The organism is Vibrio sp. QJM3NY_15 (assembly GCF_057785995.1).
This window is the reverse complement of the sequence record NZ_CM173517.1, coordinates 523,171-542,600: the sequence shown is the minus strand read 5'-3', so window position 1 is coordinate 542,600 and position 19,430 is coordinate 523,171. Positions and strand designations below refer to the sequence as shown.

At 43.8% G+C, this 19,430-nt stretch carries 18 protein-coding genes and 1 other annotated feature; of the genes, 7 read left to right on the top strand and 11 right to left on the bottom strand.

Annotated features, from left to right (window positions below; all coding sequences use genetic code 11):
- Positions 1–130: 130 nt before the first annotated feature.
- Complete coding sequence (gene brnQ / locus AC3CKG_RS02375) at positions 131–1,444, bottom strand: branched-chain amino acid transport system II carrier protein (protein ID WP_017110546.1); 1,314 nt, start codon at positions 1,442–1,444, stop codon at positions 131–133.
- Between the two features lie 314 nt (positions 1,445–1,758).
- On the opposite strand from brnQ, the gene AC3CKG_RS02370 reads away from it, so the two are divergent.
- Positions 1,759–2,487 (top strand): tRNA1(Val) (adenine(37)-N6)-methyltransferase, encoded by a 729-nt coding sequence (locus tag AC3CKG_RS02370; protein ID WP_488528763.1) that lies wholly within the window; start codon positions 1,759–1,761, stop codon positions 2,485–2,487.
- A gap of 107 nt (positions 2,488–2,594) precedes the next feature.
- On the top strand, positions 2,595–3,860 hold the full coding sequence (gene srmB / locus AC3CKG_RS02365) for an ATP-dependent RNA helicase SrmB (protein WP_009848422.1): 1,266 nt from the start codon (positions 2,595–2,597) through the stop codon (positions 3,858–3,860).
- A 162-nt stretch (positions 3,861–4,022) separates the two neighbouring features.
- Here srmB and yaaA read toward each other — a convergent pair whose 3' ends face one another.
- Both yaaA and AC3CKG_RS02355 read right to left on the bottom strand, forming a co-directional pair.
- Complete coding sequence (gene yaaA, locus AC3CKG_RS02360) at positions 4,023–4,799, bottom strand: peroxide stress protein YaaA (protein WP_017110544.1); 777 nt, start codon at positions 4,797–4,799, stop codon at positions 4,023–4,025.
- Between the two features lie 312 nt (positions 4,800–5,111).
- Positions 5,112–6,542: an alanine/glycine:cation symporter family protein gene (locus AC3CKG_RS02355; protein WP_009848420.1), complete on the bottom strand. Its 1,431-nt coding sequence runs from the start codon at positions 6,540–6,542 to the stop codon at positions 5,112–5,114.
- Between the two features lie 722 nt (positions 6,543–7,264).
- Here AC3CKG_RS02355 and AC3CKG_RS02350 point away from each other — a divergent pair.
- Entirely contained in the window at positions 7,265–7,453 is a 189-nt protein-coding gene (locus AC3CKG_RS02350; protein WP_017110543.1) for a DUF3545 family protein, read from the top strand.
- A 75-nt stretch (positions 7,454–7,528) separates the two neighbouring features.
- Here AC3CKG_RS02350 and AC3CKG_RS02345 read toward each other — a convergent pair whose 3' ends face one another.
- The 3 genes from AC3CKG_RS02345 to nfo all read right to left on the bottom strand — a co-directional run bounded on the left by AC3CKG_RS02345 (position 7,529) and on the right by nfo (position 10,153).
- Positions 7,529–8,080 carry a hemerythrin domain-containing protein gene (locus AC3CKG_RS02345; protein WP_017110542.1) on the bottom strand — a complete coding sequence of 184 codons (552 nt, stop codon included), beginning with the start codon at positions 8,078–8,080 and terminating at the stop codon, positions 7,529–7,531.
- Positions 8,081–8,166: 86 nt separating this feature from the next.
- A complete protein-coding gene (gene ung / locus AC3CKG_RS02340) occupies positions 8,167–8,847 on the bottom strand; it encodes a uracil-DNA glycosylase (RefSeq protein WP_102269559.1) in 681 nt (226 codons plus the stop codon).
- A gap of 397 nt (positions 8,848–9,244) precedes the next feature.
- Positions 9,245–10,153, bottom strand: a complete 909-nt coding sequence (nfo, locus tag AC3CKG_RS02335) for a deoxyribonuclease IV (RefSeq protein ID WP_076670721.1) — start codon at positions 10,151–10,153, stop codon at positions 9,245–9,247.
- A gap of 326 nt (positions 10,154–10,479) precedes the next feature.
- Between nfo and grcA the strand changes: the two genes are divergently transcribed.
- Entirely contained in the window at positions 10,480–10,857 is a 378-nt protein-coding gene (grcA, locus tag AC3CKG_RS02330; protein WP_009848415.1) for an autonomous glycyl radical cofactor GrcA, read from the top strand.
- A gap of 168 nt (positions 10,858–11,025) precedes the next feature.
- Here grcA and AC3CKG_RS02325 read toward each other — a convergent pair whose 3' ends face one another.
- The 4 genes from AC3CKG_RS02325 to thrA all read right to left on the bottom strand — a co-directional run bounded on the left by AC3CKG_RS02325 (position 11,026) and on the right by thrA (position 16,600).
- On the bottom strand, positions 11,026–11,685 hold the full coding sequence (locus AC3CKG_RS02325; protein ID WP_488528762.1) for an NADPH-dependent FMN reductase: 660 nt from the start codon (positions 11,683–11,685) through the stop codon (positions 11,026–11,028).
- Between the two features lie 198 nt (positions 11,686–11,883).
- The gene (gene thrC / locus AC3CKG_RS02320) at positions 11,884–13,170 is read right to left on the bottom strand and encodes a threonine synthase (RefSeq protein ID WP_488528761.1); all 1,287 of its coding nucleotides are present in this window, start codon (positions 13,168–13,170) and stop codon (positions 11,884–11,886) included.
- On the bottom strand, positions 13,167–14,123 hold the full coding sequence (gene thrB / locus AC3CKG_RS02315) for a homoserine kinase (protein ID WP_065113213.1): 957 nt from the start codon (positions 14,121–14,123) through the stop codon (positions 13,167–13,169). Before thrB ends, thrC begins: the two co-directional genes overlap by 4 nt.
- A 17-nt stretch (positions 14,124–14,140) precedes the next feature.
- Complete coding sequence (thrA, locus tag AC3CKG_RS02310; RefSeq protein WP_017106798.1) at positions 14,141–16,600, bottom strand: bifunctional aspartate kinase/homoserine dehydrogenase I; 2,460 nt, start codon at positions 16,598–16,600, stop codon at positions 14,141–14,143.
- 29 nt (positions 16,601–16,629) lie between these two features.
- Positions 16,630–16,748, bottom strand: a sequence feature (Thr leader region).
- A gap of 317 nt (positions 16,749–17,065) precedes the next feature.
- Between thrA and AC3CKG_RS02305 the strand changes: the two genes are divergently transcribed.
- Positions 17,066–17,542 carry a ribonuclease regulator gene (locus AC3CKG_RS02305; RefSeq protein WP_076670719.1) on the top strand — a complete coding sequence of 159 codons (477 nt, stop codon included), beginning with the start codon at positions 17,066–17,068 and terminating at the stop codon, positions 17,540–17,542.
- Between the two features lie 29 nt (positions 17,543–17,571).
- Here AC3CKG_RS02305 and AC3CKG_RS02300 read toward each other — a convergent pair whose 3' ends face one another.
- On the bottom strand, positions 17,572–18,057 hold the full coding sequence (locus AC3CKG_RS02300) for a putative 4-hydroxy-4-methyl-2-oxoglutarate aldolase (RefSeq protein WP_017084784.1): 486 nt from the start codon (positions 18,055–18,057) through the stop codon (positions 17,572–17,574).
- Positions 18,058–18,104: 47 nt separating this feature from the next.
- Here AC3CKG_RS02300 and AC3CKG_RS02295 point away from each other — a divergent pair, with 47 nt between their 5' ends.
- Both AC3CKG_RS02295 and arcA read left to right on the top strand, forming a co-directional pair.
- Positions 18,105–18,263 (top strand): ribonuclease activity regulator protein RraA, encoded by a 159-nt coding sequence (locus tag AC3CKG_RS02295; RefSeq protein WP_076670715.1) that lies wholly within the window; start codon positions 18,105–18,107, stop codon positions 18,261–18,263.
- 372 nt (positions 18,264–18,635) lie between these two features.
- On the top strand, positions 18,636–19,352 hold the full coding sequence (gene arcA / locus AC3CKG_RS02290; protein ID WP_004741534.1) for a two-component system response regulator ArcA: 717 nt from the start codon (positions 18,636–18,638) through the stop codon (positions 19,350–19,352).
- The last annotated feature ends 78 nt before the right edge of the window (positions 19,353–19,430 follow it).

Below are 19,430 nucleotides of genomic sequence, written 5' to 3'. Positions count from 1 at the left end.
TCTAAGTTTAAACCGAACCGCACGCTCCGAAACAACAGAATACAAAAAGGCCTCATTACTGCGAAGTAATGAGGCTTTTCTATTCAACTTTGTATTGAATACGGACTAACGATTTAATCTCAACGGAAGATTAAACCGTCTCTTCCGCCATCTCTTGTTCTGTTGATTTACCAACAAAGAACATACAGATGATTGCAGCAGCAGTTGGAAGCAACCAACCCATACCAATCTCGAACAATGGCAGCATCTTAAGTGCAGACACATCGACACCCGCTACTTTAGCGCCATCAATTAGAGCAAACATCAACGATACCAATACCACTACGCGGTAAGCCGCTTTTGGATTCGGGAAACGGCTACGCAAGAACGTTAGTGCGACTAGAGCGATAGCGACCGGGTAAAGCGCAAACAATACTGGCACAGACAGAGAAATCAGCTGGGAAAGACCTACGTTCGCTACGGTTGCACAAGCTACACCGTTAATGATTACCCAAGTCTTGTAAGACAGAGGCGTTAGCGAGCTGAAGTAATCAGAACATGCTGATACAAGGCCAATCGCTGTTGTTAGACATGCCAATAGTACGATCACAGAAAGCACTAGCTGACCAGAAGGACCAAACAACGATTGAACGTAAAGGCTTAAGATAGCGCCGCCATTGTCCGCACCCGCAGCAACTGTTGCACTTGTTGCGCCTAGGAAGAACAGAGAGATGTAAACAAACGCTAGACCAGCTGCTGCAATGCAACCTGCGCTGATCAGATACTTAGTCGTCGCTGCACGGTCTGTAATACCCTTGCTACGAATCGCGTCAACAATCAGCATACCAAACATCAAAGAAGCAAAAGTATCCATGGTGTTGTAGCCTTCAAGGAAACCTTTAGTCATTGGCTGAGTGATGTACTCACCATGAGCCGCAAGAATATCGCCTTGAGGATTAACGAATACAGCAATCGCAAGTACAACCAAACCAACGAATAGTGCAGGTGTTAGTACCTTACCAATCACGTCGATAAGCTTACCTTGCGACCATGAGAAGAACATCGCTACCACAAAAAATGCAATCGAAAAGAGAGTTAGGTGAGCTTGAGAGGCATCGATGAAGAACGGTTTCACCGCCATCTCATAAGCAACAAGACCGGTACGTGGTGCAGCAAATGCAGGACCGATGATGATAAAGATCAGCACAGCCATGATGGTAGCAGCTTGCTTTGGAAGATCTTTAGTTAGGTGACCCCAAGAGCCACCCGCCACTGCAACTGCGACGATAGTGATTAACGGCAGACCAACGGCGGTCAGCAGGAAACCAGACATCGCTGGAAGAAAGTGGTCACCAGCCAATTGGCCAGCAAGAGGTGGGAAGATGATGTTACCCGCACCCAAGAAAAACGCAAAAAGCATAAAGCCCAATGCCATTATATCTGTTAGTTTTAGACTCTGTTTCACAGATAATCCTTAATTATATTTATGAATTTATGTTGTGCTTACATGAATGTTACAGCTAGAAGCTGCCAATCAATCTATAAAATAGTCGCGCATAATGACGAAACACTTAGCTAGCTGCAAGTCACCACAAAAAAACACCATATAAATTTGCATTTGAGAACCAAAAGCAGTGGATTCCACTAGATATGGAAATATTGCCATAATTATAAACTAACCATAATTAACAACAATGGATTCTCAAATAGAACATTGAGCCATACAATTAATTAACATTAGAGCTAATCACTTAAAATATATCGATATCCAGAACATTCATGAAAGACAAAAAAACAGAAACCAAAAGCTTCAATTTCAAAAAATTCTCTATTTACGGAGGACAAAGTGGCATGCCTGTTAGTACCGATGGCGTGTTACTTGGCGCGTGGGCAAACCTTGCTCATAAAGAAACCATAATCGACATTGGCACTGGAACTGGGCTATTAGCCTTAATGGCTGCACAACGTTTTGAAGACAGCTCTATCTCAGCGATCGATATTGATCAGCACGCCATTGACGCAGCAACAGTCAATATTAAGCAGTCGCCATGGCAAGATCGCATCTCCCTTCATCATGGCAGTGTGCTAACCACGGATTTCTCGCAACGATTTGATGCAATAATTTGTAACCCTCCCTACTTCAACTCTGGAGAGCAGGCGCAGCAAAGCCAAAGAGCTACCGCCAGACATACCGACAGCTTGGATCACCTTCAACTTGCCCAACGTTGTTTCGAAATAACAACTGATGCCGCCACTGCCAGTTTTATACTGCCGACGCCCGAAGGAGAAGGCTTCATCAAGCTTGCCCAACAATGTGGTTGGTACCTAGCAAAGCGCCTTGATGTGAAAACAACAGATAGAAAACCAGCACTTCGAGTCTTGTTTGAATTGTCTAAAGATCCTGCTTGCGAGCAAGATTTGCAGCGCGAATCGCTTACGATTCATCACGATGGCGGTTATAGCGAGGCATTTATTGCCCTTACTAAAGATTTTTATCTCAAGATGTAGTAAATACCATGTGATCCTAATCACTAATGCTTCTATAATGTCCGACTACTCTTTTTTATCGTCTGCTTTTTGAGGCAGAAACATTTATTGCTTGTGGAGAAACAACAGTGATCAGAACCTTTGCAGAACTCGATCTAAACCAAGAGCTGCTTAAAGCAATTGACGAAATGGGCTACGAACGCCCAACACAGATACAAGCTGAAGCAATCCCACAAGCGTTAGATGGAAGAGACGTTTTGGCTTCTGCGCCAACAGGTACTGGTAAAACAGCATCATTTGTATTGCCAGCACTGCAATACCTACTGGATTTCCCACGTAAGAAATCTGGCCCTGCACGTATGCTTATCCTGACGCCAACGCGTGAGCTAGCAATGCAGATCACCGAACAAGCACGTGAGCTTGCTAAATACACCAGCCTAAATATCTTCACGATCACGGGCGGTGTGATGTACCAAGAGCACGCAGATATCTTAAGCACGACTCAAGATATCGTAGTCGCAACACCTGGTCGTTTAATGGAATACATTGAAGGCGAGCGTTTTGACTGCCGTGCGATTGAATGGTTAGTTCTAGATGAAGCTGACCGTATGCTAGACATGGGCTTTGGTCCTGTTGTTGACCGTCTGTCTGCAGAGTGTCGCTGGCGTAAACAAACTTTACTGTTCTCAGCAACGCTAGAAGGTAAAGGTATTGAAGGTTTCACTGAAGATCTTCTGAAAAACCCAGCAGAGATCGATGCGAAATCATCACTGCGTGAACGTAAGAAGATCACTCAATGGTATCACCGCGCCGATTCAGCTAAGCACAAGCTTGATATCCTAAAACATATCATCACAGAGCAAGCTGAACGCAGCATCATCTTCTTGAAGACTCGTGACCGCCTAGGTGACCTACGAGCTCAACTAGAAAGTGCACAGATCCCGTGTGTATGGATCCAAGGTGAAATGCCTCAAGATCGTCGTAACAACGCGATTTCTCGTTTCCGCGATGGCTCTATCAACGTACTGCTGGCAACTGACGTCGCAGCTCGTGGTATCGACCTTCCAGATGTGAGCCACGTTATTAACTACGACATGCCGCGTACAGCAGATGTCTACCTACACCGTATCGGCCGTACGGCTCGTGCAGGTAAAAAAGGTAACGCGGTTTCTATCATTGAAGCACACGATCAGCTAATGATTGAGCGTGTTGCTCGTTACACTGAAGATGCGATCAAAGAACGCTTCATCGAAGGCATGCGTCCAACGCATAAGAAAGCCGCGGTAACGAAGAAAAAGAAACCGAAGAAAGAAGACAAGAAAGCGGTAGCGAAGCAAAAAATTGCTAAGAAAAAGAAAATCGCTAAGAAAAAGAAAGCCGTTAAGAACAAGTAATCTCGACGCCTTTCAATGATTCAATAAAAAGCCCCATGCAGTTATCTGCATGGGGCTTTTCTTTGTCTGGTTTATTATTGCCTGGCTTGTTATCCGGCTAAATAACTCGGTCTCTAATTTAATTACAGGCTAAAGCCAAAGTAACTAATTAGCCAAGGGCTACTAGTTTTGCTCTTCACGCTTGAAGACTAACTCTTTCGCATTCGACTCTTCTTCAACGAAGTAGTAACCCGCGGTATCAAACTTGGTCAGTGCTTCCACTGAATCGATTTTGTTCTCAATAATGTAGCGAGCCATCATGCCACGCGCTTTCTTCGCGTAAAAGCTGATCACCTTGTACTGGCCATTCTTGCAGTCTTTAAAAACTGGCGTGATGATTTGACCATCAAGGCTCTTCGGCTTCACCGCTTTAAAGTATTCGTTCGATGCTAAGTTGATCAACACATTATCGCCTTGAGCATTCAACGCTTCATTCAGCTTGTCTGTGATGATATTGCCCCAGAACTGGTACAAGTTAGTGCCACGCTCATTGGCTAAGCGTGTGCCCATCTCTAGGCGGTAAGGCTGCATCAAATCCAATGGCTTCAATAACCCATATAGGCCAGAAAGCATGCGCAGGTGATTCTGTGCGTAGTCAAAATCATCGTCCGACAGTGTTTCAGCATCTAAGCCTGTGTAGACATCACCTTTGAACGCCAAAATAGCTTGGCGAGCATTCTCTTGGGTAAAGGTCTCGCTCCATTGCTCAAAGCGCGCTACGTTCAGCCCAGCAATCTTATCGCTTACCTTCATCAATGCTGATACATCAGCAGGTGTCAGCTTACGACACACTTCAATAAGCTCTGCAGAGTGTTCAACAAACTCTGGCTGGCTGAAGCGCTCAGTCGCTAATGGTGATTCGTAATCTAATGTCTTGGCTGGAGAAACGACAACTAACATAACTTTACCCTAATCGGTTATCTAACTGGATGCAGCTAGAGTATAGAAAAAACATCAACTTGTCTTTATGACTCTTCCTATTACTTTGATAGACAGATCTAGCTATAAGTCAGTTGCAAAGAAGAATCGCTTACAAAGCAAAAATCGTTAGTGAAGAAAAGACCGCAGACAAAGCAAAAATTAGCCACCAAGAAAAATCGCAGACAGATAGAAATGACAACAGATAGGAATCGCAGGCAAAGAAAAAGGCTAAGGTCGAAACCTTAGCCTTTCTAATGATTTTAGGATGAGTGATGAATCACTCCAACAAGATTACTTCTTCTTGTTGTTAACCCAAATACCATCTTCCAATTGAGCTTTAAGCTCTGGGAAATCATCCGCATCGAACGTGGGTACTTTACCCGCGTCTAATTGACGGTTGTAGTCTTTCGCTAGCTTAATCACGATGCCCGATAGCAAGATGATCGCTACCAAGTTCACAATCGCCATTAGGCCCATCGATACGTCAGCCAATGCCCATACCGTTGGCAGTGTCGCGAGAGAACCGAACATAACCATACCCAGTACAACGATACGGAACAGCACTAGGCCCTTCTTGTTGTTGTGCTCTAGGAAGATAAGGTTCGTTTCAGCGTACGAGTAGTTTGCAATGATTGAAGTGAAAGCGAAGAAGAAAATCGCTACCGCTACAAAGATGCCACCCCATTCGCCTACTTGTGCCGTTAGTGCACGTTGCGTTAGTTCGATACCCGTTACTTCACCGTGCGGTACATACTCACCAGACATCAGGATGATTGCTACTGTTGCAGAACAGATAACAATCGTGTCCATGAACACGCCTAGCATTTGCACATAACCTTGTGATGCTGGGTGTGGTGGGTAAGGCGTAGCAGAAGCTGCTGCGTTTGGCGCAGAACCCATACCCGCTTCGTTCGAGAACAAACCACGTTTGATACCGTTAATCATCGCTTGTGCGATCGCGTAACCTAGGCCACCCGCTGCTGCTTCTTGCAGACCGAATGCACTCTTGAAGATAAGAGCCAGAACTTCAGGCACTTTCTCAATGTTCATTAGCATTACGTAGATAGCGATAGCTAAGTAAGCCAGTGCCATGATTGGAACAATGATTTCTGCAGTGCGAGCAATCTTACGGATACCACCGAAGATAACGAATGCAGAGATAATAACGATACCAACACCAACGTAGCTACGCTCGAAGTCGAATGCCGTGTTCATTGCACTTGCAATCGCGTTCGCTTGAACTGCGTTGAAGACTAGACCGAATGCGATGATTAGGAAGATAGAGAATAGAACCCCCATCCAACGCATACCTAGGCCTTTCTCCATGTAGTATGCAGGACCGCCGCGGTAGTTACCGTCGTTATCACGCGTTTTGTATAGCTGTGCCAGTGTGCTTTCTGCAAACGATGTTGCCATACCTAGCATGGCAATTAGCCACATCCAGAAGATAGCACCAGGGCCACCAGCGGTAAGAGCAACTGCAACACCTGCCATGTTACCTGTACCTACACGAGCAGCTAGACTAGTACAAAGAGCTTGGAAAGAAGAGATACCAGCACTGTCTGCTTTACGGCTGTTTCTAAGAACAGAGAACATGTGGCCGAAATGGCGGAATTGAATGAAGCCTAGTCGTACAGTGAAGTAGATACCCACACCAACGAGTAAGTAAACTAAGATAGATCCCCAAAGGAGATCGTTCATCAAATTGATTAAGTCTGTCACGTGAACCTCGTAATTGAGTTTAAGCACCGATCTTGCTTCCGAGCCTTCCTCTAAATCGCCAATGCCAGTGTCAATGTCAATGTCAATGTTGTATCGGCATTCGTTTTATATTTATTTGTTGCGATCTAGATTGTAAATGTCGCTTCATGCATCCATTTTACGTATCAGTGTATTTTTTGACGGGCGGATAATGCAGCGAGACGGCCTAAAAATCAATATGCAAATAGATTAATATTTAAATGACATTTCACTAATAACACACGTTTTATTAACACAACTTTCAACAATCAAGCCCAATAAAAGTCACATTATCGGGACATAATATCAACAATGGCCAGTGCCTTGGTTTAACAAGAATGACATTCGATAAAAATAGCACCAGCCTAGGTTTTACAAGGTTTAGTGAAGATCTGTGATTTTTTCTATAGCGATTAAACCCCTCCCCCTCATCACACAATACGCAGCTGTATGCATTGTCGTTAAAGTACTATTCCTTTCGCACAATGAATTAACATTAAAACACGCGTAATTTAATCGTTTACGTCAGTCTGTTTGCTTGTTTTTTATACAGAAAATAAACAGTAATGTGTGAGCATGCATAGGAAACACAAACAAAACCTTCATGAATTTGAAACAAATGAGAAACAAATCAAGGTTATTGTAGAACCAAATATGGTATCTAATAGTCTGTAAAGACTAGCCCACGGATGGAGATATAGCTTATGGACCACTTTCAATTTGATGAAATATCAGAACTAGAATTACCACGCGTTGCTACCAAGACTCGCTCAAAACCACTTAAACGAAAATGGCGAGAAATTGAGGCGATCAACGATCGTAGACAGCTTGAGAAAGAGCTCAGAGAGATGAATCTCGGTCTCGATTTTAGCTTAGACGATATTAAGCTTTAATCAGAACAACAAATAAATTGAATGATAAAGGCACCTTAACGGTGCCTTTATTTTTTGTGAGAGCCAATCCATCCACTACACACATTCGCCTTCACTTTGGCGAACTCGATCTGCTAACTGCTTATACTGGTCTGCGATGGTTTGCCCGAATACAGGGTCATCTTCAGGCAGTTGCCATTGCGATTCGACCTCTTGCCAATCTTGTACCGTAAACGCATCCACAATCTTGGGGATAATGAACCTTTCTTCCAGTTCCATATGCTTTTTCTGAACAGCGACAAAACCTTCTAGTTGTTCAATAAAAAACTGCTGAGGAACAACCGCATCTTGCAAGATCATGTCAACCAAACCTAAAAAGTCAGCCGTTTTCTCAGAAAGCAGTTGATGCTCTAATTCCAAGTCTTCAATTACTTGGTCACTGCCGTACTGCTTGAGATAGTAACGATAAATAATGTCTTCTTTAGGGTGATGTACCTTATCTGAATGGTTCATCAAGTAATGAACCACCTCAGCGATCAAGCTATAGTTAATGTCACGCTCTTGCTTTAGGCACTCTAATTTACTCTTGAGAATCGCGAGCAAACGAGCCATATAACCGTGCTCTCTTCTTATCCTTTCAATCATCATAGTATTGCACTCCATTACACCTACTATTTATAAGTGTATATGAAGATAGCAATTTGTGGTTTGACCCTGCTCAGAAAATCATCAATCTACAGTGCCAGTGGTAATGTCCAATCGATAGGCTGTTGATTAATAGAAGAGAGTAGCTCATTGGTCATCGAGAAATGCTGACAACCGAAGAAACCACGGCGTGCTGATAATGGTGATGGATGAGGTGCAACCAACACATGATGTTTGTCTGCATCAATGGCTTGGCCTTTCTTCTGGGCATGCGCGCCCCACAGTAAGAAGATGATCGGCTCAGAACGCTGGTTCAGCTCAGCAATGATGGTATCGGTAAAGGTTTCCCAACCACACTTAGCATGTGAGTGTGCTTTTGCCTCTTCTACGGTTAGTACCGTATTCAACATTAACACCCCTTGAGATGCCCAAGTGTCGAGGTAGCCATGGCTAGGGATCTCAAAGCCCTCTATATCTTGTGCGAGTTCTTTGTACATATTACGCAGAGACGGTGGGATTTTAACGCCAGGCAGCACAGAGAAGGCTAAGCCGTGAGCTTGGTTGGCACCGTGATAAGGGTCTTGCCCAAGGATAACCACGCGTACAGACTCAAAAGGCGTCATATCAAAAGCACTGAACACCTGCTCTTGAGGAGGGTAGACGGTTTTCCCACTATTGCGTTGCTGTTCAACAAACGCGAGCACACTCTGAAAGTACGCTTTCTCACGTTCATCATTAATAATGGATTCCCAAGTCTTTGGTGCGCTCATCGTTTTACTTCCCAATCATCAAGGTTTCTATGGCCTTTCGCCAGACAAAAAAATAGCTGTATCGGCTAACTGTCCTAAATAAGGCTCTAGTTATACCTCATACAGCTATCAATAAACATGATGTGTAGGGTTCACTTGTTGAAGAATCATAATAATCAGTTCAAGTTGTGTTTATCTCGATTAACCACTTTTCTGCTGTGTACGATGGTGCCCGTGGTTATGCACGTGACGGTTTGGTGTTGGTAAACGGCGTGCGACAGCAACCGTTGAAGTTTGGGTGATTGAATACATAAAGGCACCTCCTCTAAGACATCGTGAACTACATATTCACTTTAATACTATGAAAGAAAGGTGCCAATTATTAGAAATAGACGGAAATAAATTTTCCTCTCTATTATTACGCTTCTTCGCTCGCTAGCGTTGCTGAGCGATGAAACATTCTAAGTTGTTGAATTTCCTCTTTCCAGATCGTCGAATCAATGGTTTCCAAGATAAGAGGGATACCATTAAAGCGAGAATCAGAGGCAATATACTCAAAACAATCCCAGCCAATTTCGCCTTTTCCTAAAGAATGATGTCGATCGACTCGACTCGCGAATTCAGCTTTTGAATCATTAATGTGCATTGCTCTTAGATAGTGCATACCCACGATGCGGTCGAACTCAGCAAAAGTATGCTCACACGCTTCTTTTGTTCGTAGGTCATAGCCAGCAGTAAAGGTATGACAGGTGTCTAAACACACGCCGACGCGTGACTTATCTTCTACTTGGTCGATGATCTCTGCTAGATGCTCAAACTTCCAGCCAAGGTTCGTGCCCTGCCCCGAGGTATTCTCAATCACCGCAATCACATCAGGCACCGCTTGGTGAGCCAAGTTAATCGACTCAGCGATCTTAGCCAAACATTCGCTTTCTGAGATTTTCTTTAAATGACTCCCAGGATGAAAATTCAAAAGCGTTAGTCCAAGTTGATTACAACGCTCCATTTCATCAATAAAAGCCGCACGTGATTTCTCTAGCTTCTCTTCTTCTGGTGCTCCTAAGTTAATAAGGTAGGAATCATGAGGAAGGATGTGTTCAGCGCTAAAACCTAACATTTTGCAGTTGGCTTTAAAGGCGCTGATGGTTTTAGCTTCTAGCGGCTTTGCTGCCCACTGTCTTTGGTTTTTGGTGAACAGTGCAAAAGCATTGGCACCAATCTCACGAGCACGCATTGGCGCCTGATCGACACCGCCCGCAGCAGACACATGAGCACCAATAAACTTAATATTGGTTTGAGGTTTTGAAGATGAATTATTGTTTGTCATTAAATCACTTTACACTTTCAGAATGCTTAATAAATAAAGGGTCGTATCGTTTGTAGTTCAATAAAAACACAACAAATATAGTAAACTTACAACAAATAAGACTGTTAAATATTTTTTATACTTTAAAATATTTTGTAATTAGTTTGTTTTCAAAGGATTTATTGATTTACCTCAATATAATCACCTTTGTAAAAATATGGTTTTTGGTTGTTTTTTGACTTAAATCAATGTTAACCTTACTAATATTAGGTATATATTACCCAGCTCAATAAAAATCGAAAGTTAACACCATAATCAAACCACATTCAGTGGACTAGGAGATAGTTATGATCCAAGGTATTCAAATTACTAAAGCAGCAAACGATGACCTACTAAACTCAATCTGGCTACTAGATAGCGAGAAGAATGAAGCTCGTTGTGTTGTTGCTACTTCAGGTTTCGAAGCTGACCAAGTTATCTCAGCTGCAGACCTAGGCGAGTACGAAAGCCGTGAAGTTGCTATCGAAGCAGCACCACGCATCGAAGGTGGTCAACACCTAAACGTTAACGTTCTTAAGCGTGAAACGCTAGAAGATGCTGTTGCTCACCCAGAGAACTACCCACAGCTAACTATCCGTGTATCGGGTTACGCTGTACGTTTCAACTCTCTAACTACTGAACAGCAACGTGACGTTATCGCACGTACGTTCACTGAGTCTCTATAATCTCAGTAAAGTAGAGCGTTAAAGATTTAAAAAGCTTGGTCAGAAATGGCCAAGCTTTTTTAGTTTTGTACCACGAGCTTCTTATCGCTAACTATCTCAACGCAAAATCAACCAAGTATCTCAACGCTAACTCAGAATTAACCAAATACTGCCACCAATCAAATCGGGTTATGGCGCATTTCGTTGAGAAGGATCTTTGGTAAAGGCTTTCGCTAAAGCAGTTGGATTAATCTTTTCTCTTTGCAACGCCGCCCCTTGTGCCCACCACATCAGTTGATGGAAGGTTCGGTTCATGTACTCATCCCATTGTGCTTGTTCTGACTCTTGAACAACACAGCCCTCTTCATCAAACACTTCTTGTGCTTTAGGCAGATGAATCATCGCAGAAACCGGTAAACAACCTAACTCTGATAAGAAGGTTCGCATCGAAACGGATGCTCTTGCCCCACCCCACTGACCCGCAGAGTAAGTCACAATCGCACTCGGTTTATATGAAAATAGCGAGCTACCAAAATGGTTGAGAATATTAGCTAGCGCTGGGCTCATCGAATGATTGTATTCCGGGCCAACCATCACGTAGCCGTCAGCCTTGGCGATCTTGTCGGCTAATTCTGCAAGGTGTGCTGGCACTTTAGAACGATGATATGAAAACTCAGGCTTAAATACATCGCCAAAATCGTAATTCAAAGGATCGATGATTTCGACCGTATACTCAGAATGTTTCTCCACCAGTAACTTTTCACACGCTTTACTGACTCTCATCCCTAATCGAGCAGGTCTTGGCGGTGTGCTCTCACGTACAGATCCAAGAAAAATCAAAAAATTCATACTACCCCTTTCTATTAAACTTTGGTTTAGTTCTGTTCAGTTACCGAGCTTGAATCAACCCCATCAAGCTGAAGAAAATACTTCACTAGAGCTTACTTCTAAAAATTACTCAGGCAATAAAAAAGGTGAATGATTGCTCATTCACCTTTCTCTCAACGACCTAAATTATACAGGTCTGCACTTCTAGGCTCTACCAGATTAAGCTGGTTGAACTCGGCGAAGTACCACTTTCAAAGCTTCAAAATCGTTGTCTAGATCTTCAGACAACAACTCCATCACCGCGTGCTTAGCCAACGGGCCAGGAAGTTCAATGTCAGTACCTAAGATGTCATCAACCACTTCTTTGAATTTAGCCGGGTGTGCCGTACATAAGAACAGGCCTGTCTCATTCTCTTGCAGTTGCTCTTCCAATAGACGGTAAGCAATCGCACCATGAGGTTCACACAGGTAGCCTTGAGCTTTTAGATCACGTACTGATTCAGCACTCTGCTCATCAGATACTTTACCTTTACCCAAAGTATCCAGTCCCCAACCTTTCAGTTGGCAAAGCTCTTCGATACGTGGCCAGTTGTTTGGTTGGCTCACATCCATCGCGTTCGATGTTGTCGCAACCGTTGGTTTTGGATCCCATTGACCTGTTTCTAGGTAACGAGGAACCGTGTCGTTTTCGTTGGTTGCTGCAATGAAGCGTTTAACCGGTAAGCCTAGCGCTTTCGCTAATAGACCCGCAGTTAGGTTACCAAAGTTACCACTTGGTACAGAGATAACCAGATTTTCACGTTGCTCTTTAGTTAGCTGAGAAGCCGCCTCAAAGTAGTAACAAATCTGAGCCATCAAACGGCTGATGTTGATTGAGTTTGCTGAGTTTAAGCCAATCTCTTTACGCAATTCAGCGTCGTCAAACGCGTCTTTTACTAATGCCTGACACGCATCAAAATCACCATCAATCGCTACAGTGTGAATGTTCTTACCTAACGTACAGAATAGCTTTTCTTGCAGTGGGCTGATCTTGCCTTTCGGGTATAGGATAACAACATTGATGTTTTCCATACCGTAGAATGCGTGTGCAACCGCCGCGCCAGTATCACCCGATGTTGCCGTTAAGATTGTGATTTGACCGCCATCAGAAACCGCAGCCAAAGATTGAGCCATAAAACGGCCACCGAAATCTTTAAATGCTAACGTTGGACCGTGAAACAGTTCAAGTGCGTAAACACCATCTTTCACTTGGTTGATCGGTGCTGGGAATTGGAATGCCGCATCCACTAATTGATCAATCTGTTCCTTTGGTAACTCATCACCAATTAGAGCAGAAAGAATCTTTGAACTACGAGGGACAAAGTCCTCTGCAAGTAGTGCATCGATGTCATCGAACTTAGGCAGCTCTGATGGGAAAAATAGACCTTGGTTGAGGCCTAGACCTTGACGAACGGCTTGGCCAAAAGAGACTTGCTCATCGTTTTCTTTGATGTTGTACAGCTTCATAACTCACTTCCTGTAACGATCGAACCTTGTTTATCTAAGCGACAAACGTGGACGAATCCTTCTTCATTTTGTACGTAATTTTGTTCTAACCAGCGTGCAACACGCTCGGCGACATCTTGTTCTTTGCAAATGCTAAATAGCGTAGGGCCACTACCAGAAATTCCAGTAGCTAATGCTCCTGCTGACATTGCATATTTGCGTGCATCAGCAAACCCTGGAAGCAGTTTCTCACGATATGGTTCAGCAATCACGTCTTTGATCATCTTAGCGGCTAGCTCCGGCTGACCAGAGTGGCAAGCATGAATAAAGCCCGCTAAATGACGACCATGGGCAATCACATCTTGACGGCGATACTGAGAAGGCAAGATCTCTCGCGCTTCGGCCGTCGAAACCTTGATGCCCGGGTAAGCCATTACCCAATACCAATCGTCAAAACATGGAACCTCTTGGCTAATAATGCCTAATTCTTCAAGCATAAGTTGCACACCACCAAGGTAACATGGCGCAACGTTATCGTAATGTATGCCACCTGAAATCTTACCTTCCATTTCACCCATCAGAGCAAGCAGTTCAGTTTCATTCAACGGTTGACCATGAAAACGGTTCAAGGCATCAAGCGCTGCGACAATTGAACATGCACTTGATCCTAAACCGGATCCGATAGGCATGTTCTTCTCTAGCGTCATCTCTAGAGACTTAACTGAGATACCTTTCTTGTCTAACTCGCGAGAGAACACAACCCAGCAGTCGTAGACAATATTTTCTTTGGTTTCAGTTGGCAGCTTAGAAACAAAGCTGCCTGCTGTTTTTAGCGAGAATGGTTCATCACCGGCTTTAACCATTACTCGGTCACCAAGCAATGTGCCATCCACTGGAGACACAGCGGCCCCCAGCACATCAAAACCTACACTGACATTGCCGATTGATGCAGGAGCATAAACGACAACATCCATATCACTTGAACTCATTCTTAAACTCCTAATTTCCAACCAAGAGTACGCATCACATCAGAGAATACGCCTGCTGCTGTAACTTCAGTACCTGCACCGTAGCCACGTAGAACAAGTGGGATTGGCTGGTAGTAACGGCTGTAGAATGCCAGAGCGTTCTCGCCATCTTTAATCTTAAACATTGGGTCGTCGCCATCAACAGCTGCGATGCGAACCTTACATTTACCTTCCGCGATCTCACCCACATAACGAAGTACTTTGCCTTCTTCTGCTGCGATAGCTGACTGCTCTTTGAAGTATGCATCCGCTTCTGGCAAGCGAGCCATGAACTCGTCAACCGTACCTGAATCATCAAAACCCGGTGGCAGAGCTTGGTCAACTTCAACATCTTCAAGCTCAAGTGCCATACCGGCTTCACGAGCAAGAATAAGCAGCTTACGTGCAACGTCCATACCAGACAGATCATCACGAGGATCCGGCTCAGTAAAACCGTTGTCTTTAGCAATGTTGGTTGCTTGGCTGAGTGTCATACCCTCATCAAGCTTACCGAAGATGTAAGACAGTGAACCAGAAAGAATACCGTTGAATTTCTCAAGCTCATCACCTGCAGAGATTAGGTTCTGTAGGTTTTCGATTACCGGTAGACCTGCGCCTACTGTTGTCTCGTACATCAACTTACGACGAGAGTTACGTGCCACTTCACGAAGCTGATGGTAGTAAGCCATGCTTGCCGTGTTGGCTTTTTTGTTTGGTGTTACAACATGGAAACCAGCCGCTAGGAAATCTGCGTATTGTCCTGCAATACCTTCACTAGACGTACAATCAACCAACACTGGGTTGATGATGTGGTTACGTTGAACAAGTGCCGCTAAGCGCGCTAGGCTAAACTCTTCTGTCGCACTCGACATACGATCACGCCACTGTTCTAGCGGTAGACCGTCGCTGTCTAGCAACAAACCTTTGCTGTTTGCTAGGCCGCATACGCGAATCACGATGCCTTTTTCAGCCAGTTTGCCTTGTTGACGTTGGATCTGGTCAACAAGCTCACCACCGACACCGCCAACACCAACGACGAAGACGTCAAGGAAGTGCTTAGAGTTGAATAGGTTTTCGTGACACGCTTTGATTGCTTCTGAGATTTTATCTTCAGGGATAACCGCAGAGATAGCGCGCTCTGAAGAGCCTTGAGCAATAGCGACGATGTTAACGTTCACTTCCGCTAAAGAAGAGAAGAACTGAGAAGCGACACCACGTGAAGTACGCATACCGTCACCCACCAGTGTCACAATCGCAACATCATCCATGAACTCAACGGGCTCTAATAGGCCATCTTTAAGTTCAAGTTCAAACGCGTCTGACAACACTTGCTTCGCTTTCACTTTGTCAGCAGATTCAATACAGAAGCTGATGCTGTACTCAGAAGAAGATTGAGTAATAAGGACAATAGAAACGCCTGCAGAAGACATCGCGCCGAATACACGACTCGCCATGCCTACCATGCCCTTCATACCTGGGCCTGATACGTTAACCATCGTTAGGTCACTTAGCGTAGTGATACCTTTAATCGCTAGGTTATCTTCGCCAGTGTCTTGGCCAATCAAAGTGCCTGCACCCTGTGGGTTGAAGCTGTTTTTGATCAGACATGGAATATGGAACTGTGCGATAGGTGCGATTGTTTTCGGGTGTAGAACTGAAGCACCGAAGTAAGAAAGCTCCATCGCTTCTTGGTAGCTAAGTGATTTAAGAAGACGGGCATCATCCACTAAGCGTGGGTCACAGTTGTAAACGCCGTCTACATCTGTCCAGATCTCACAGCAATCAGCACGTAGACACGCCGCTAGAACTGCAGCTGAATAATCAGAGCCATTACGGCCAAGTGTGACTAGCTCACCTTTTTCGTTACCTGCTGTAAAGCCAGGCATGATGTTAACGTGGCCTTGTGGAAGTGGCGATTGACGGAAATTTTGTGTAGAAATGTCCACATCAACCATCGCTTCAAGGTGATCACCTTTAGCGTATAGGTATTGAACTGGGTCAATCAGGCTTGCTGGCTGACCTTTCGCTTCTAATACCGCTTTCATTAACTGAATCGAGATTCGCTCACCTTTACTGATGATGCGAGCATTAACATGGTTTGGGCACATGCCCAGTAAGTTAATACCATTCACGAACTGCTTAAGTTGAGCAAGAGAGGTATCGACCTGCTCTTGAAACGCAGCGCCATCAACTGACGGCAATACCGCTTGAATCTCTGCAAACAATGCAGCGAATGATGATTCGATCTCAGTGATCTGTACATCCGCTTCACCATTTTTTAGTGCTGCTTCAATAACAGCAACCAGCTTATTAGTCGTTTTTCCTGGAGCCGATAGTACAACGGCTAGCTCTTCTTGCTGGGCATTATTAGCGATGATATCTGCTGCTCGTAAAAAACGATCTGCATCAGCTAATGATGAACCTCCAAACTTTAAAACGCGCATCCCTTTCTCCATAAGTCATAAAAATGGTACAAAAAAAGGCCTGTATCTTGTTGGATACAGGCCTTTTTTTTAAAATCCGTTACTTAGCAGCCTGCCCCAACAATGTGAATGTCGGTAATAATAATGGTGGTGGTCATTACTAGGTGGCTTACGTGCTGCATATCAAATTCTCTGCTTGTGCTTTACTCTACGTGTATCAATTTTTACCACTAGACGTCAATGAAAAGTTGCGTTTTTTTTACATTCACACCGTTTTTCAGAGCAAACCGTCATTTAAGGGATAAAACACCCTGCATCAACCTGCCATTCAGAGACTGGATTAACTCATCAAACAAACAAAGGTAAGCAGTTGCATATATAGTCATAACAAAATGCTATATCGATTGTGCAGCGAACGTACAAATTCTGTGCTTTAATTGAACGATAACGTTCGAAGAACAATAATAATGACATCAGGAGTGGGAAGTGAAGAGATTACTTATTCTTTTAGTCTTTGCTGTGCCTGTTGTTTGTTCTGCGGATGACTTACCTATATTAAGCGGTTTACCTCTGCTACCAAGCCAGATAGACAGCTCCTCTCATAAGTTCTTTATCTCAACCCAAAACGCTTCTAGCGAAAGCTTCGATACGTGGAAAGTAGACAGCGGCTATTCCTACAGTCTATTTGCTGATGTTGACCTTTATGTGGGAGCCCGTATTAACAGTGACTCTCTCAAATACGAAAGTGGTTTCTTGAGTGGAGTGAGCTATCAATTCTCTGAACGCATCTCTTTCAACAGCTCTCTGCATACCTATAAAGACGAGACAGAAGATAACGACAAGTCAGTGGCCGCCGAAGTATCGAGCCGTGTCCAGCTAACAGACAATTTAGATATGCATGCCACCCTTGATTATGAAGAGTGGCAACGCGGTGTTGAAGTGGGACTGGGCTTTCGTTTCTAATCTATCTCACTTATTGATTGATAAGCCCGTTAAGATTCAATCAACAATTCCGTTGAGATTAAGACACCGTTCCAGTCAGCATAAATATAATCGCCCGGTTGAATCAGTTGATTATGTACCGTGAGCGTGACATTAACTTGCCCAACACCGTGCTTCTCGGTTTTAAATGGAGATGCTCCTAGAGCTTGAATACCAAGATCCATCTGCGCCATCATCGCCACATCTCGAACCGCACCATTCACAATGACACCTTCCCAACCATTCTCTATGGCTAGAATCGCCAATTGGTCGCCAAGTAACGCTTTTTGACACGAGCCATTACCGTCTACAACGAGTACTTTGCCGCAGCCATCGGTCTCTAAAACCTCACGAACCTTGGAATTATCGTGATAACAACGAACTGTTACAATTTTTCCCCAGAACGCACCACGTTGGCCGAAGTTCTGTAATGGCATGTTCAGTAAGGTGACTTTGCTTTCAAACTCGTCACACAAATCAGGTGTTATATCGTGCATATATCCTCCGTGAGAAAGGCGTTGCCGGCTAATGCGGGTGTGCCTCTATGCTTTTATATGTTGTTAGAATTAATCCTTTGTTTTCATTGTTCTATGCGCAATTTAATATTGAATTAGAGTTGATTGCGCATATTTATCTACTAGACTCTAAGGACAGCTTTCAGCTTCCTTGGTTCATAATCTGGTCTTTAGCAGGCGAGATGTGATAACTACCTCGAATAATCATTCTAGTTTTGCTGCTAAATAATCACCATAACATTGGTTAAGTTGTAGCCATACTATTAAAGTTTGTTGCGATACGGCAATTGATGTAAATCAACAAAGTGAATGGAATTAACATTCTCGCGTTGTTAGCATGCTGTTAACATTATAGAATCCATTGCAATCACTAACAGAATGATTGAAAGGCGTACTGGATCTACGTTATTGGGCAATACTTCAAGGAAGGCAGATAGCTGGAAGTAAGTGTTTTTTTGAAAACTTTAAGTTATCATCAAAATTACATTACCTGTATGTTATGTTTTTGCCTAGAATTTATTCTATTAGCACAGTTTCGTCACAAATTTAGGTACCGCCAAATGCAAACCCCGCAGATTCTTATCGTTGAAGATGAGCAAGTAACTCGTAACACTCTAAAGAGTATTTTTGAAGCAGAGGGATATGCTGTTTTTGAGGCTAGCGACGGTGAAGAGATGCACCAAGTGCTATCTGACAACCAAGTTAACCTTGTAATTATGGACATCAACCTTCCAGGTAAGAATGGCCTACTACTTGCGCGTGAACTACGTGAGCAAGCAAATGTAGCGCTTATGTTCTTAACTGGTCGTGATAATGAAGTTGATAAGATCCTTGGCCTAGAAATCGGCGCTGATGACTACATCACTAAGCCTTTCAACCCTCGTGAACTGACTATTCGTGCACGTAACCTTCTTAACCGTTCAATGAGCACAAGCTCTGTTCAAGAAGAAAAACGTAGCGTTGAGAAGTACGAGTTCAACGGTTGGGTACTAGACATCAACAGTCGTTCTCTGGTTAGCCCAGATGGCGAAGGCTACAAGCTACCTCGTTCAGAGTTCCGTGCTCTACTTCACTTCTGTGAGAACCCAGGTAAGATCCAAACACGTGCTGACCTTCTTAAGAAGATGACTGGCCGTGAGCTTAAGCCACACGATCGTACTGTAGACGTAACAATCCGTCGTATTCGTAAGCACTTTGAATCTGTTTCTGGTACGCCAGAAATCATCGCTACGATTCACGGTGAAGGCTACCGCTTCTGTGGTGACCTAGAAGACTAATTCGATTACGCTTATGCCCGTTTAGTGCTGCTAACCAGTTAGCACTGCTAACATCAGAAGCTGAATCAATCGTTATTA

Excerpts from the sequence above, each read along its gene's own strand:
- AC3CKG_RS02370 (WP_488528763.1), top strand. The coding sequence starts at position 1,759 with ATGAAAGACAAAAAAACAGAAACCAAAAGCTTCAATTTCAAAAAATTC.
- yaaA (WP_017110544.1), bottom strand. The coding sequence starts at position 4,799 with ATGTTAGTTGTCGTTTCTCCAGCCAAGACATTAGATTACGAATCACCA.
- AC3CKG_RS02350 (WP_017110543.1), top strand. The coding sequence starts at position 7,265 with ATGGACCACTTTCAATTTGATGAAATATCAGAACTAGAATTACCACGC.
- AC3CKG_RS02345 (WP_017110542.1), bottom strand. The coding sequence starts at position 8,080 with ATGATGATTGAAAGGATAAGAAGAGAGCACGGTTATATGGCTCGTTTG.
- ung (WP_102269559.1), bottom strand. The coding sequence starts at position 8,847 with ATGAGCGCACCAAAGACTTGGGAATCCATTATTAATGATGAACGTGAG.
- nfo (WP_076670721.1), bottom strand. The coding sequence starts at position 10,153 with ATGACAAACAATAATTCATCTTCAAAACCTCAAACCAATATTAAGTTT.
- grcA (WP_009848415.1), top strand. The coding sequence starts at position 10,480 with ATGATCCAAGGTATTCAAATTACTAAAGCAGCAAACGATGACCTACTA.
- AC3CKG_RS02325 (WP_488528762.1), bottom strand. The coding sequence starts at position 11,685 with ATGAATTTTTTGATTTTTCTTGGATCTGTACGTGAGAGCACACCGCCA.
- thrC (WP_488528761.1), bottom strand. The coding sequence starts at position 13,170 with ATGAAGCTGTACAACATCAAAGAAAACGATGAGCAAGTCTCTTTTGGC.
- thrB (WP_065113213.1), bottom strand. The coding sequence starts at position 14,123 with ATGGATGTTGTCGTTTATGCTCCTGCATCAATCGGCAATGTCAGTGTA.
- thrA (WP_017106798.1), bottom strand. The coding sequence starts at position 16,600 with ATGCGCGTTTTAAAGTTTGGAGGTTCATCATTAGCTGATGCAGATCGT.
- AC3CKG_RS02300 (WP_017084784.1), bottom strand. The coding sequence starts at position 18,057 with ATGCACGATATAACACCTGATTTGTGTGACGAGTTTGAAAGCAAAGTC.
- AC3CKG_RS02295 (WP_076670715.1), top strand. The coding sequence starts at position 18,105 with ATGCTTTTATATGTTGTTAGAATTAATCCTTTGTTTTCATTGTTCTAT.
- arcA (WP_004741534.1), top strand. The coding sequence starts at position 18,636 with ATGCAAACCCCGCAGATTCTTATCGTTGAAGATGAGCAAGTAACTCGT.